General features: G+C 58.9%; 16 protein-coding genes and 1 pseudogene. 4 read left to right on the forward strand and 13 right to left on the reverse strand.

Annotated features, from left to right (window positions below; genetic code table 11):
• A partial coding sequence (locus tag BMZ79_RS27235; RefSeq protein ID WP_143088937.1) for an IS3 family transposase occupies window positions 1-290 on the forward strand: 290 nt, incomplete at its 5' end.
• A 101-nt stretch (window positions 291-391) separates the two neighbouring features.
• Here the strand turns inward: BMZ79_RS27235 and BMZ79_RS27240 are convergent.
• From BMZ79_RS27240 to BMZ79_RS27265, 6 genes are all read right to left on the reverse strand, one after another.
• Window positions 392-754 (reverse strand): DUF4064 domain-containing protein, encoded by a 363-nt coding sequence (locus BMZ79_RS27240; RefSeq protein WP_090646588.1) that lies wholly within the window; start codon window positions 752-754, stop codon window positions 392-394.
• Window positions 755-797: 43 nt separating this feature from the next.
• Complete coding sequence (locus BMZ79_RS27245) at window positions 798-1,361, reverse strand: DUF4352 domain-containing protein (RefSeq protein ID WP_090646589.1); 564 nt, start codon at window positions 1,359-1,361, stop codon at window positions 798-800.
• A gap of 163 nt (window positions 1,362-1,524) precedes the next feature.
• Entirely contained in the window at window positions 1,525-2,130 is a 606-nt protein-coding gene (locus BMZ79_RS27250; RefSeq protein WP_090646592.1) for a DUF1003 domain-containing protein, read from the reverse strand.
• Between the two features lie 218 nt (window positions 2,131-2,348).
• Window positions 2,349-3,758, reverse strand: a complete 1,410-nt coding sequence (locus BMZ79_RS27255) for a sugar phosphate nucleotidyltransferase (protein WP_256253165.1) — start codon at window positions 3,756-3,758, stop codon at window positions 2,349-2,351.
• Between the two features lie 111 nt (window positions 3,759-3,869).
• Window positions 3,870-4,694 carry a DUF6492 family protein gene (locus tag BMZ79_RS27260; RefSeq protein ID WP_256253166.1) on the reverse strand — a complete coding sequence of 275 codons (825 nt, stop codon included), beginning with the start codon at window positions 4,692-4,694 and terminating at the stop codon, window positions 3,870-3,872.
• A 205-nt stretch (window positions 4,695-4,899) separates the two neighbouring features.
• The gene (locus BMZ79_RS27265) at window positions 4,900-5,664 is read right to left on the reverse strand and encodes a YheC/YheD family protein (RefSeq protein WP_090646601.1); all 765 of its coding nucleotides are present in this window, start codon (window positions 5,662-5,664) and stop codon (window positions 4,900-4,902) included.
• Between the two features lie 207 nt (window positions 5,665-5,871).
• On the opposite strand from BMZ79_RS27265, the gene BMZ79_RS27270 reads away from it, so the two are divergent.
• Window positions 5,872-6,375, forward strand: coding sequence for a cupin domain-containing protein (locus BMZ79_RS27270; RefSeq protein WP_371263807.1), 504 nt, complete (start codon window positions 5,872-5,874; stop codon window positions 6,373-6,375).
• A 118-nt stretch (window positions 6,376-6,493) separates the two neighbouring features.
• Here the strand turns inward: BMZ79_RS27270 and BMZ79_RS27275 are convergent, their stop codons facing one another.
• Window positions 6,494-6,766: a hypothetical protein gene (locus BMZ79_RS27275; RefSeq protein WP_143089132.1), complete on the reverse strand. Its 273-nt coding sequence runs from the start codon at window positions 6,764-6,766 to the stop codon at window positions 6,494-6,496.
• Window positions 6,767-6,997: 231 nt separating this feature from the next.
• On the opposite strand from BMZ79_RS27275, the gene BMZ79_RS27280 reads away from it, so the two are divergent.
• Complete coding sequence (locus BMZ79_RS27280) at window positions 6,998-7,402, forward strand: CBS domain-containing protein (RefSeq protein WP_090646608.1); 405 nt, start codon at window positions 6,998-7,000, stop codon at window positions 7,400-7,402.
• A 188-nt stretch (window positions 7,403-7,590) separates the two neighbouring features.
• On the opposite strand, the gene BMZ79_RS27285 is transcribed toward BMZ79_RS27280, so the two are convergent.
• The 4 genes and pseudogenes from BMZ79_RS27285 to BMZ79_RS34515 form a co-directional block, all read right to left on the reverse strand.
• A complete protein-coding gene (locus BMZ79_RS27285) occupies window positions 7,591-8,328 on the reverse strand; it encodes an alpha/beta fold hydrolase (RefSeq protein ID WP_090646611.1) in 738 nt (245 codons plus the stop codon).
• A gap of 126 nt (window positions 8,329-8,454) precedes the next feature.
• Window positions 8,455-8,783 (reverse strand): annotated as a pseudogene (locus BMZ79_RS27290) (tRNA-binding protein).
• 17 nt (window positions 8,784-8,800) lie between these two features.
• Window positions 8,801-9,256: a GNAT family N-acetyltransferase gene (locus BMZ79_RS27295; RefSeq protein ID WP_090647003.1), complete on the reverse strand. Its 456-nt coding sequence runs from the start codon at window positions 9,254-9,256 to the stop codon at window positions 8,801-8,803.
• 56 nt (window positions 9,257-9,312) lie between these two features.
• Window positions 9,313-9,498, reverse strand: coding sequence for a helix-turn-helix transcriptional regulator (locus BMZ79_RS34515; RefSeq protein WP_177222369.1), 186 nt, complete (start codon window positions 9,496-9,498; stop codon window positions 9,313-9,315).
• Between the two features lie 346 nt (window positions 9,499-9,844).
• Here BMZ79_RS34515 and BMZ79_RS27305 point away from each other — a divergent pair, with 346 nt between their 5' ends.
• Window positions 9,845-10,048, forward strand: a complete 204-nt coding sequence (locus BMZ79_RS27305; RefSeq protein ID WP_090646614.1) for a hypothetical protein — start codon at window positions 9,845-9,847, stop codon at window positions 10,046-10,048.
• A gap of 48 nt (window positions 10,049-10,096) precedes the next feature.
• Here the strand turns inward: BMZ79_RS27305 and BMZ79_RS27310 are convergent, their stop codons facing one another.
• Together BMZ79_RS27310 and BMZ79_RS27315 are read right to left on the reverse strand one after the other, a co-directional pair.
• Window positions 10,097-11,872: an ABC transporter substrate-binding protein gene (locus BMZ79_RS27310; RefSeq protein ID WP_256253168.1), complete on the reverse strand. Its 1,776-nt coding sequence runs from the start codon at window positions 11,870-11,872 to the stop codon at window positions 10,097-10,099.
• Between the two features lie 402 nt (window positions 11,873-12,274).
• Window positions 12,275-13,180 (reverse strand): carbohydrate ABC transporter permease, encoded by a 906-nt coding sequence (locus tag BMZ79_RS27315; RefSeq protein ID WP_090646616.1) that lies wholly within the window; start codon window positions 13,178-13,180, stop codon window positions 12,275-12,277.
• Window positions 13,181-13,183: the final 3 nt, after the last annotated feature.

A 13,183-nucleotide genomic window follows, 5' to 3' on the forward strand; every position in this document is an offset into this window, starting at 1 on the left:
TGCATTCAGACCAAGGATTTCAATACACAACCCATCACTATAACAAGCGCTTAGAGGAATATGGGATGATTGCGAGCCATTCCAGACGTGGAAATTGCCATGATAACGCCTGTATAGAATCTTTCTTTTCACATCTGAAGACAGAGAAAATTCATCTTACTCGCCCCAAAACGGCTGAGTCGCTTTACACGGCGATTGAAGAATACATCGCATTTTACAACTACAACAGATTTCAGAAAAAATTAAATAACCGTCCCCCAGTTGATTACCGGGAGACGGCCGTTGCATAGTTCGTTTTTTTCACTGTCTACTTGACGGGGGTAAGACCAGGATACGCGGTTTTTTAACGCCATTGAATCCCGTTTGCACTAGCGCGGGAAATGATTCCGGCTTACAGCGCTTGACCTTCCGGCTTGACTTTGTACTCGCCGGGAGCAAGCTTCGCCTTCTTGGACAACAAGCCCATCAGTCCGGCTACGATAAACAGAATGCCGGAGATAGTGAAGAACAACGAAATGCAAATGAAGCCGCCGATCCCGGAAACGAGAAGAAACGTGCCGGCCAATTTCTTTTTCGATCTGGAAATAGCCCCGCCGATAATCCCTAGAATGCTGAAGAGCATGGCAACAAATCCAAGCGCGACGATTTGATTGGCGCCGTCCGCGGCGAACGCGGAACCGATTCCGCCGACCATCATGGCGATGATACTCGCGATAATGCCAAAAATTCCTCCAATGATTCCCATTGCTAACATACGAAATCTCTCCTTCGAGTTTAATGATAATGATGAGCTAGACTTACTTCAGCTTCCAAATCGCTTCGCCTTTTTTGAAAGGATCGCTAAATACGAATTCCAGGGAAGAGGCGTCTTTGGGAACCTCGTAAGCGATCTCGCCCCGGATCTTTCTTCCCGATGCAATGGCTCCGTCGAACGAACCTTTCGCATCCTCGGCGATCGTGAGATTGTACTGATAGCCATCGCCGTCAACCATCTTGGTTTGAAGCATCGAAGAGACGCTTGCTTCTTCCGTTCCCTTATTCTCGGCCGTTACGTCAACCAGCAGAATGACGTTGCCCGTGTCGGCCGTGAACAGTTCGCCTTTCGATTCCCGGGCGCCATTCACCGTAATGACTAAATCGTCGAATTTGACGGATTCGCCTTTTTTAAAGAATTGCGGCGTTTCAGCTTTCGTCTCGCTTTCTTTCGTAACGGTGTTCGATTCCGTTTGCGGCGTATTCGCGGCCTTTGAATCCACGTTGCCGGCCGGAGCGGAATTCACCTTCTCGATATGCGCCTCCGTACAACCGGATAGTACAACCGCAGTTACCCCTGCCAACAGCATATACTTCCACAGACTCATCTTTCTCTCCTCCAAAAGGACCTATATATCTATCTATTACTACAAATTACCTAGTAATTCTACATTATTCTTCCTTTATTGGCTACAATTATTTTTCCAAAAAAAAAAAAAAAAACAGGTAGAGGAAGTTTGAACCATCCCTCTACCCTGTTCTTGCCCTCGATCATTGAATGATCGCATCTTCTTTCGGGCGATCCAGCTTCGCTTCGATCGAGGCCAGAAGCTGCTTGATCTGCTGCAGCTCGCGGCTGAACTGGTCTTTGTTCCGCACGCCCTCCGCTTCGATGCGGTGCAGGTGGCTTTGAATGTCGTCGATTTCTTGCTCCGCCTTGTAGTTGATGGCGAAATCGATCAACGACTCGTGCTTGTCTCTGGCATTTTGGCGGTTCTGGCTCATCATGATGATGGGCGCCTGGAAGGCGGCAAGGAAGGATAAGCACAGGTTCAGCAGAATAAACGGCGGTTCGTCGAAATGCAACGGTTTGATGAACGGGAGACTGTTCCAGATCATCCACGCCACCAGGGCCGCGCCGAAGTACCCGATGAACGTCCAGCTGCCGCCCAAGCTCGCGATACGATCGGCAAGTCGCCCGGAAAACGTGGAATTGGTCGTGTACTCTTCGTCTACGCGGCTCAGAATGCTTTTCTCGTAATCGTCGACTAATCCGTCGATGCGCTGCGCGTTTTTTTCGCTGAGCTCGATATCGAAGCCTTGAATGATGGATGCCTCGTCAAAACCGGCCGTGCCGATTGCAGACCCCTGGTTCATGTCCTGATCTCCGTCCTTATGCGCATGCGCGCATTTTTCCAAGACCCCTATAGGTTTACCTATTTTTGGCCCGTTATGCGACGCCGGCAGGCAAAAAAGAGCCCTGATCCTCGGGCTCTTTCGCCGATTGCGCGATGGCGTTCGCCTCGCCCGGTCGTCACGCGATCGGGTGCACGGAGCGCCGAATCGCCCAAACGGCGACAGGGTCATCGGAGCCGTTACTCCGTCGGCCGGCTCCCCCTTCCGCAAAGCCGAAGAATTTCCTGCCAGTCCATGGCGAGGCGAATGCTGTCTTCTTCAAGCAGCTCCGTCCCGATTTGGATGACCAGGTATTCCACCTGCGAAATCGCCTTGACGGCGTGCCCCGCGCCAACCGGTATTTGCAGAATGTCGCCGGTTTGAAAGCCCGTCTTGACCGCGTCCAGGACGAACTCGCCGGTACCTGCGATGATCGTCCAGATTTCCTTGCGTCTCTGATGCGCGTGGTAGCTTGTATGCTTCCCCGGCAACAGGTTTACTTTCTTCGTTAAGGTTTCCGATTGGGTATCTGACGCTGAATGGTCCAATATCCGGTAGGAACCCCATCGTTTCTCCTCGTACCTCGGCTTCGGGCTGGAGCTCCGTATCGCTTTGATCTGATTGGATTTGTCCTTGCTTGCAACCAGAATGCCGTCCGCGCTTGCGGCAACGATCAAGTTCGAGGCGCCGATGACGTGTATCGGCAGCGCGAGTTCGTTCACGATATGCGTATGAGAGGAGTCGCTTGATATCTCCCCGCGTCCGATGACTTGTTGGTCGACATAGTCCGGAAGCACGCTCCAATCGCCAAGATCCCGCCACAAACCGTCGTAAGGGATAACCACCGATGGCCGCGTGTTCTCCGATATTTCCACGTCGAAGCTGGCTTCCGGCAACTGCTCGCAGCTGGCCGCCAGCTCATCGTAGGCTTCGGGCAACCCTCTGTCCTTCAAATGGGACAGCATGAACGCAAGCGAGAACGCGTACGCGCCGCAGTTCCACATCGCATGGCTGCTGATCAAAAGGCGTGCGTCATCGGCATTCGGCTTCTCGACGAAACGCGCAATCGGTTGATACCCGGTTGCCGGACCCCCGCATGCTTGGTCCGGCACGATATAGCCGAATTGACTGGAAGGATGATTCGGCGTCGATCCAAGGAGGGCGAGCCTCGCGCCCGACTCCGCTAGAACTTCGGGAAGCTTGCGCAGCACGTCAAAGAAAGCATTGTCTACGAAGAGATCGGCCGGAAGGACGCATACGACCTCTTCCCGATCCGCCTTCAGCTTGGTATGCAAATAACTTGCGGCCAGCGCAATCGCCGTGTAGGTTCCCCTCCTATAGGTTTCCGCAATGAAAGGAATGCTGCCGCCCACATGGTTCTGTACGATTTCAGCTTGGTTTCGATGCGCGACGATGGCGGTAGACGCGAGCAATCCCGCCTCATCCAGCTGCCTGCACAGCCGCTGAATCATGGATTCCTTGCCCCCGTCCCCCGCCTTCAGGACCTTTAGAAAGATTTTCGACCTAACTTCATTGGACAGCGGCCAGAGTCTTTTTCCAGACCCGCCGCCGAGCAGAACAATGCGCAAGCGACATTCCTCCCCACGCAAGTTCGGAGCTGGCGTTCAACGTTTTCCTCTCGTCCGAATGGCCGTCCGTACCGCCGGTTTCGGCGAACGGCCCGCTCGGTCCCCGTCCCATCCCTGCGACCTGATAGGAAGTCATGGCTCATTCGTCTTTCTCGCATAGCCTTTGCGCTTATGGAAAGAGATCGAGCGGAACCGCCGCGACAGGGTCTGGATCCGTTTCCGCGACAGGTTCGCGATGTTCATGGATAGGCTTTTGTTTAACGCCGATCGGAGAACGAGCCCGCCGGGATTACGGGCGTATAGGAAGTTGCCGTAGGTTTCGAATTCGGAGAAAGCGTACGGCTTTGATTTGTCCATTTTCCGCATGACTGCCGAATACCAGGGCATGCCATGCTTCTTGGCGATGGTACGTTTTAACTGCCTCAGCTTCGATTTGTCAAACAGCATGTAGTGGGTCACGAAGGATTTCGGCGCGGCGGCTTTCTTGCCGAGCAGCTTCCTGTACGTTCTGAAATATTCGGGCTGGCTCCACGATCTGCAATAAAAATACGTCTTGTTCCCGGTTCGGAACGCATGCGGCCGAATCAGCACGGTGTCGGCATCGATCGCCAGAAAATAGTTCGCGGAGCAGATCTTGTCTCCGCTCATTTTCAGCAGCTGCTGGAACAGCCACCCGGACCGCTCCCATTTCTTCGAGCGGTAACGAATGTTTTTCTTCGTAATGGGAAGCACGGTATTCTCATTGACGAACTTGCATCCTTTTCGTCTGCACAGCTGTCGGATTCCTTTCTGATTCGGCGCCACGATCATGATGCTGCCGATAGGATGCTTCACCTGTTTTCGGATGGCATCTATGACATAAGGCAGTGTTTGCAGATCCTTTGCAATCGCTGGAATAAGCACATCAATCTTGACCGACATCGCTTCATCTCCATTTTCACGGATTAATGTGATCATGATATGCAGTACGCAGCGGAAGCTCCTCCGCTTTAGCCAGCAGGACGATCGGCCGGCGCCCGGTCGGATCCGCCGGGCTTATCTCCGCTTCGCCGGCTATCGCCGCACGCCAAAAAGGAACGGTTGCCCGTTCCTCCGGATTGGTTTATTTTATGAAAGGGAGCGGAGCGCCGAATCGCCCGAACGGCGACAGGGCAAGCCCCGCTCATTTCGTTCTGCCGTACTGCCTTCCGTAACGGACGATCGTCCGGTACAAACGCTTGTCGCCAAGCGATTTCAACGCAGAGAAGTCCGGCCGGGTATTCACCTCGAGAATCCACAGCCGCCCGTCGCGGTCCAGCGCCACGTCAAGGCCGAGTTCCTTGAACCGCTTGGCGTGACGGTCGAAGCAGCGGGCCGTTTGCAGGCCCATCGTTTTCAGCCGCTTTTTATAGCGGTCGATCTGCGCGCCCGAATATCCCGAACGCCGCAGGGTCGGTTCGAGGTACGCCAACTTGCCGCCTTGATGGTAGTTCGTGACGACCTTGTTCTTCTTGCCCAGCTTGACGAACATGACGCTCTGCACCCACTTGCCCGCGGCCGTCTTCTGCATCGTGACCCGCAAGTCGAACGGTTTGCCGCGGGACGTCTGCAGGTAGATGCCCTTCTGGAGCAGGTAGCTTCGGCCGCGCGCGATCTTGTTCAACCGGCCGTACAGGGCAGCCGTAGAGGAGGCCTCGAACGTTCTTCCGTCTTTCTTGACCCGGAACTTCCGGGAGGCTCGCACGATGCGCGCGATTCCGCCGCCTCCCGTCCCGGTGGTCGGCTTGAAATAAACCATCTTGTACCGGCCGGTCATCGCGTTCAGCGACGAACGGGTAAAGCGCTTCGTTTCGGGTACGAGAGGTCTCAGGCGGCGATCCGCCATCAGCCATTTCGTCTTCGTCCATTTGTTCTTAATCGATATGCTGCTGCCGCCTTTGCCGGGCATCCGATCAGCTCCTTCGCGTCAACTCGAGATAGATTATTTTCCCCTTCCGGAAAGGTGACGGCGGATTCCCCGGGAGGCGGCATATTCGAGAAGAAGGGCGGTACAGGGATAAATCGGCGACAGGCAGCCTGGAATTTCCCGGCTCCCTGCTTCAACCGCCCGCCCGGGAGGGAATAGGTAATGAATCGAACCCTAGGAGGAGATCCCTTGAACATCGCGACGTATCAGTTCGAAGATGACGGACGTATGCCCAACAACCCGGACCTGCCGGCGATCCATTACGCCGGCGCTTTCCGTGACGACCCGCTCGGCGCCGAAGCCAAGCTGAACCGGAACAATTGGCGGAATAGCTGGGTGAACGGCGTGTTCGCGTACCATCACTATCACAGCAACGCGCATGAAGCGCTGGCGGTGCTTAAGGGCTCCGCCCGGATGTTGATCGGCGGGGAGAACGGTCAAGCGCTCGAGGTACAAGCGGGGGATGTCCTGGTGCTGCCGGCCGGGACGGGGCATAAGAAGCTCGGCTCGTCCGCCGATTTCTCCGTAGCGGGCGCCTACCCGGACGGCATGCGCTACAATACGCGGACCGGCGAGCCCGGCGATCGGCCGCAAGCGCTGGAGGACATTCGGCGCGTCCCGCTGCCGGACCGGGACCCCGTCTTCGGCGAGGAAGGACCGCTGCTGACCTATTGGAATCGCAAACGCAAATAAGGCGATCTCGGCTGCCCTTTGCTTGTTGCCGGATCTGCCGCTGCCGGCATTGATCAACCCCGCGACGCTCGACGCTGGCACGTTAACGTCAACGAACTCACGGATGCCAGCATCCTCTTCATCGGTCCGCCTCCCGCGGCGCCGGCTTCTCGCCGTCCTGAAGCGAACCGACCACGCCGGTTAACAGCCCCATCAGCCCGATCGTAACCCCGTAGCCGATCGAATCGTCGAAGGCCAGCACAAGCACGATTCCGAATAACGTGAACTGGAGGCCCAGCAGCTGTACCTGAACCGCGCGCGGACGGATGAAGTCCGCGTAGATGCCCGCATAAAAAAGCAGCAGCCCGATGACAATGAGAACGGTCAATATCGTCAATCCCAAACTCGCCATAGCCCCTCCTTCGCGTACCTTCCGGACGGATATCGGCTGTCGTCAGCCATTGGCCCGACCGCGTCTTCCACTAGTGTAAAATGATTGCAGCGAAGATGCCAGCCCTGCTTTTCGGCTGAACTTCTGTCCTTTAACCGGACGGCCGGACGAGAGACGCGGAACCGTTACCTCTCACTACCACGTGCACCCCGCGGCGAAATATGCTTTAATATACCAAAGGAGCGTGATTACGTGGACATCCAATCCTTCCTCTATCCCAAGAACGAGGTCGCTTACCTCACGACGTCCTCCACCATGAAAGATGCCTTGGATAAACTGGAAGCCTGCCAGTATACAGCTATCCCGATCCTGGACGCGAACGGCCTCTATTTCGGGACGCTGTCCGAGGGCGATCTGCTGTGGAAAATGAAAGCGACGCCCGGTCTCACCTTCGAAACCATGCATGAAATCCCCCTCGTCGCCATCAAAAAACGGATGAAAATCGAATGCGTCGCGATCGGCGCCGATTTGGACCATATGCTTACGCTCGCGGCCGACCAGAACTTCGTTCCGGTCGTCGACGACAATCGCGTGTTTCTCGGAATCATTCGCCGGAAGGATATCATCGAATACTATACCCGGAATATTACGGATTAGTCCCGCAGCGCGTCGATGCATGCCGAAGATAAGCCTAACAACCAAAATCACCCCCGAACGGCGGAATTGCCGTTCGGGGGTGATTTTGCGTTACGGTTGGGTTTGCGATGCACCTTCGGAGAAGCAGGCGTTTCTAGCCCGGAAATGCGGTTTGCCGCCGCGCCTGCGCCGGTTTGTTGCCGGCGACGTTAATCCGCCGAACCCGGCCGCGTCCAAAAGTCATGGAGCTGCTCCAGCATCCCGAGCGTAATGACGTGGTCGGCCCGCGGGAATTCCAGCAGCCGGACCTGCTCCGGCAGCTCGCCGTCGCCGCGCAGGGCGTCGGCGAAATACCGCTGGCTGTCGACCGGCACCGTGGTATCGCCTTCGCAGTGCAGCAGAAGGAGCGGCCGCTCGGGCTGAAGCCGAAGCCGCGGGAACGGATCGTCCCGCTCCAGCCGCGCCCGATCCTCCGCGGCCATCGGCCCGATGCCGAGCCGCGCCCGGTAATGCTCTTCGAACCGCACCCACGCGCAGGAGCCGTTGATGACGGCGGCCGAGCGCAGCCGCGGCTGCGCCGCGAAGGCGCCGGCGGCGATGAAGCCGCCCGTGGAATGGCCGACGACCGCCACGGGCGCGTCCGACCGCCGGGCCAGCTCGTCCGCCAGCGCGCCGGCTTCGCCGACGCCTTGCCGGACGATCGGCCAAAAATGCGCCCGCAGCGTCTCGGCGCCGCCATAATCGAGGCTGCCCCGCTCGCCGTGCAGCGGCAGCTCCGGCACGGTCACGCGAAAGCCCCAGCCCGCGACGACCGAAGCGAAGAACCGGTAGCTCGCCATCGTCGAACCCCAGCCGTGGTACAGCAGGACCTGTCCCGCGGGCGCTTCGCCCGGGGATAGCTCGAGGCAGGGCACGCCGGCCAGCTCGAGCTTCCGTTCTTGTATCATGCGCGCATCTCCTATTCATCGTCGACGGCCTGATCGGCATCGTGCCGTTCGGCCATTCGCATGTTGGCATATTGGCATGGGGCAGCGCCGCGCCGTTACGCCTCGAAATTTGAGCGAAGCGCGCGGCTACGCGACCGGCGTGCCGTTCGGCATCGGCTCGTCCGGACGCGGCGGCACCGCGTCGCCCGCCTCCGGCACGCCCCCGAGCACCAGCGCTTCGGACACGAAGCCGGCGATCCGCCGCGGGGGAAAATTGACGACCGCCGCGACCTGCGGCCGACCAGCACCCGCGGATCGTAGCGCCCCGCGATCTGCGCCGAGGAGCGCTTCGTGCCGAGCGCGCCGAAATCGATCTCCAGCTTGACGGCCGGCCTGCGCGCTTCGGGAAATGCCTCCGCGCCGACGATCGTCCCGATGCGAATATCGAGCTTCAGGAAATCCTCGATCGAGGCGATGCCCTCCGCTCCGCCGCTCACAGCGCCCTCGTCATGAACGCGCTGTTCGGGTCCTCTTCATAATCCGCGAACGGCGCGCAGTAGTCGAATCCGAAGCGCTCGTACAGCTTCCGCGCCGGCTCGAACGACGCCATGGAGCCGGTTTCCAGGCTCAGCCGCGTAAAGCCGCGCCGCTTCGCTTCGGCGACGATATGCGTTAGGATGCCCCGCGCGACGCCTTTGCGCAAATGCGCGCTCGCCGTCCGCATCGATTTCAGCTCCCCGTGCCCGCCGCCCAGGTCCTTCAGCGCGCCGCAGCCAAGCAGCTCCTTCCCGTCCCACGCGCTCCAGAAGGTGATCTCGGGTCGTCGCAGCCCTTCCAGGTCGAGCGCGTGCATGCTCTCCGGCGGCGATTGGGCCGACATGCTGCGCAGATGCTCGTTCAGCAGCTCGGCCACCTCCGGGCCGGTCAAATCGTCGATGATGATCGCCATTTCCATTTCCATACCCCGTTCCATTCCGTTTCGTGATGGTTGCGCGCCTTGCGCCGTCAATTCCCGCGCGAAGCCGACAGCACCGCGGCAAGCGCGCTCGCGGCCGAGCCGGCCTGCAGCGCCTTGATGTCCTGGAGCGGCGGCCGGCCGAAGAGCCTCCGGTATTCCCGGGTGAACAGCGACAGGCTCTCGTACCCGACCTCGGCCGCGGCATTCGTGGCGTCCGCCGCCCCGCCGAGCATAAGCCGCCTCGCTTCCTAAAGCCGCAGCTGCTTCTGGTACTGCAGCGGCCCCCTGCCGGTAACGGCTTTGAATTTATGATGCAATCCCGAGGCGCTCATATTGAACGGCTTGGCCAGTGCCTCCACCGCGAAGGGACGCGCGAAATGCGTCTTGATCCAGGCGATGACCGGACCGATGCCCTCCGCTCGCCGCGCAGTTCGCCGAGCCCGTCCGGGCCGGCTCCGAGTTCCCGTGGCCTCGATTCGGCCGGCTCGCGTTCCATGCGCGTCCCTCCCTTCTTGCTGTCCGCTACGGCTTACGTTACACCCGATTGCGGCAATAGGCAAGTTACCGGCAGGAACGGTCATGCGTTCGGGACGGCGGCTGATGCCGGACGCGCTCGTCCGGTTCCTCGCCGTGTTCGATCCCTGGCTCCGCACGCTGACGCCGATTCTGGGCCGCACGCATCGGCGCACCCCGGCGAAAGCCCGGCGGGCGCCGGACTGGCAGCCGCGGCCCGCGCGCGAGACCGTGCCCGACTGCGCCAAGAACGCGAACGGCTGCGTCTAACCGCCGCCGCAAACAAAAAGCCCGGACGGCTGTCCGGGCTCGCTTGCTTTATTTCGCGTCCGCGCTCCACAATTCCACGCGGTCCTTCACATATTTCTCGTAGCCGTCCTCCATCTTCTCGACGCCCGCTTTCTTGAGCTCCTCCATATATGAGTCCCACACCTTGTCGAAGTCGGCCGGCTTCGCCAGGATCGCTTCCGGGATCCGCTTCCACGTAATGTCGCGCATCTTCAGGCCGAGAATCGTTACTTCGTCCTCGCCCGGGATGGAGATGTTCCATGCCGCGCCGTACGACTTGACCTTGAACTCGTCTTCTTTCGGGAAGAGATCCTTCCAGGTCGTCGCCTTATAAGCCGCCAGCGTTTCCTTCTCCACGTCGCTGTAGCCGTTCACGAGCTGCTCGGGGAAGTTCTTCGTGTAGTAGTTGCCGCTCGGATCCTTCGCGCCGTCGCCGTAGTGCGCCATGATGTTCCAGTAGAAGCCGATGCCGGACTCCTTCGTGAACGCCGTGTTGTCGTTATTGATGCGGTCCTGCACTTCCTTCGGCACGACGCGCTTGCCGTTCTCCATCACGTAGTGCTTGCCTTCGATGCCCCAGTTGTTAAGGATTTGGCCTTCGTCGGACGCGAGGAAGTCGAGGAACTTGATCGCGCGGACAGGGTCCTTGCACGTGCTCGAGATCGCGATGCCGTAGCCGCCCATGAAGCCCGTCGGCCAGAACGAGGTATCCTTGTAATCCTTCGTCAGCGTGACCGGATAGTGGCCGTACGTCTCGTCGAATTTGCCGGCCGTCTTCAATGCCTGCTGCGCGTCGTTGTAATCCCAGTCTTGGTCGATCAGGCCAAGCACGCGGCCCGTGGCGACTTTCGCTTTGTACTGGTCGTATTTCTGAACGAAGCTTTCTTTATCCAAGAGGCCGATGTCGTTCATGTGGTTCAGCCAGCGGAAGTACTCCTTCTCTTCCGGACGGCGGAAGTGGTACGTCACTTCGTTCGTCTCCTGGTCGATGTAGTACTCGCCGTCATCCGAGCCGCCCGTCGTCAGGAACGCCGGGTTCGTCACGGAAATGTACATGTGCCAGTCGTCGGCGTTCAGGGAGAGGCCGATGTTCTTGTTGCCGTTCTCGTCGGTCGGGTGCTTCTTCAGATAGTCTTGGATGACCTTCTCGTAATCCTGCACCGTGCGGATCTCCGGATAGCCGGCTTCCTTCACGACGCGGTGCTGCAGCTCGAAGCCGCCGCCGGCCACGAAGCGCTGCTCGTCCGCCGCCGCCCAGGTCGGAATGGCGTAGATCGCCTGGTCGTCGTTCGTATACTTCGCGCGCACCATGTAATCGCCGAGCACCTTCTTGATATTCGGCGCGTATTTGTCGATCAGGTCCGTCAGATCGAGCACGGCGCCGGCGTCGACCAGCTTGCCGATATCGCCCTTCGCCGCGATCAGGTCGGGATATTCGCCGCTCGTCGCGATCAGCGCGACCTTCTGCGTCGGATCGCCGACCGCGAATTCCGCGTCGAGCGTCACGCCGGTGCGCTTCGTGATTTCTTTGGACACGTCGTCTTGCATGTTGTTCCAGTTCGGGTTCGGGTCTTCGCTGAAGTAGGAGAACGTGATCGGCGACAAATCCTCGGCCGCGTCCTTGCCTTCGTTCGCATTCGCATTCGCATTCGCGTTCGTGCTCGTATTCGCATTGCCGTTCGCCGGGGCGTTGCCGTTGTCCGCGGCGTTGTTGCCGGCATTATTGCCGCCGCAGGCCGCCAGCATGCCGCTCAGCAGGACGACGGAAAGCACCGTCGTGGCCTTCTTCGAAATCCCTCGTTGCATATTGCAAGCCCTCCCAATTTGAATATCGGTTGTTTGTATTGTATAAACAGGAATCCTGTCGATACCGATGCGTTGTGTTGCCTCATGTTTCGGTGACTTCGCCGGCGTTTGCGCGAGCTTGCCGAGCCGCAGGGCTTCAATAGTCGAAGCCCTGCCTTGGGCGTTAGAGCCCGGTAATAATTTGCCCGGAGAGGCGGCATGGAGTCGGAAAAGCGTCAGCCATGCTTTCGAGGCAGGCGAATGCTGCATTCCCTGTCTTCCGACAGTGAACGCAAACCAATCGCCTCTGTCGCCTTTGTAGCCGGAAATCAACCTCTAATCATTTATTCGATCAAGATTTCCGGACTACAACAGCGATTGGAGGCCCCTGCCGCCCGCAGGGCGAATTTTTACTTTCCGGGCTCAGCTTTTAACGGCCCCCAACGTCATGCCCTTCACGAAATACCGCTGCAGGAACGGATACACCACGAGGATCGGCACGGTCACGATGATCGTGATCGCCATCTTCACCGACTCCGGCGAGATTTGCGCCATCACCTGCGTCATGTTGCGGCCTCGGAAGCTGTCGGCGTTCGTCGTGGTGCTCTGGATGACCTTCATGAGCTCGTATTGCAGCGTCGTCAGGTTGTCCTTCGACCCGTTGTACAAGTACGTGTCGAACCAGGCGTTCCACTGCCCGACCGCCAGGAAGAGCGCGATCGTGGCCAGCGCCGGCTTCGTCAGCGGCAGGATGACCCGCCAGTAGATCGTGAAGTCGTTGGCGCCGTCGAGCTTGGCGGATTCCTGCAGCGCGTACGGGATGCCGTCGATGAAGGAGCGGATGACGAACACGTTGAACGCGCTGACGAGTCCGGGCAGGATGTACACCGCGAAGGTACCCATCATGTGCAGATCCTTGATCAGGATGTACGTCGGGATCAAGCCGCCGGAGACGTACATCGTCAGCGCGAGGAACGTCGAGACGAAGCGCCGTCCCTGGAAGTCGACCCGGCTGAGCGTGAAGGCCAGCATCGAGGCGCTGATCAGGCCGAGCACCGTGCCGATGACGGTGCGCAGCGTCGAAATTTTGAGGCCCGTGATGAGGCCGGAGAACGCGAAGATCGTTTCGTAATTCTTGAACGTGAATGCACGCGGGAAGATCGTGATGCCGCCGCGCACGCTGTCCGTGGAGTCGTTCAGCGAAATCGCGAGCACGTTCAGGAACGGATACAGCGTGACGATGGTGACGAGCGTGATGACGATGTAGACGACGAGATCGAAGACGCGGTCGGACCAGGGCGTGCCGCGCGAGAACAAGCCTGCTTTCATGCC

Origin of the sequence: Paenibacillus sp. UNC496MF, from assembly GCF_900113915.1 — a bacterium.
GTDB lineage: Bacteria > Bacillota > Bacilli > Paenibacillales > Paenibacillaceae > Paenibacillus_Z > Paenibacillus_Z artemisiicola.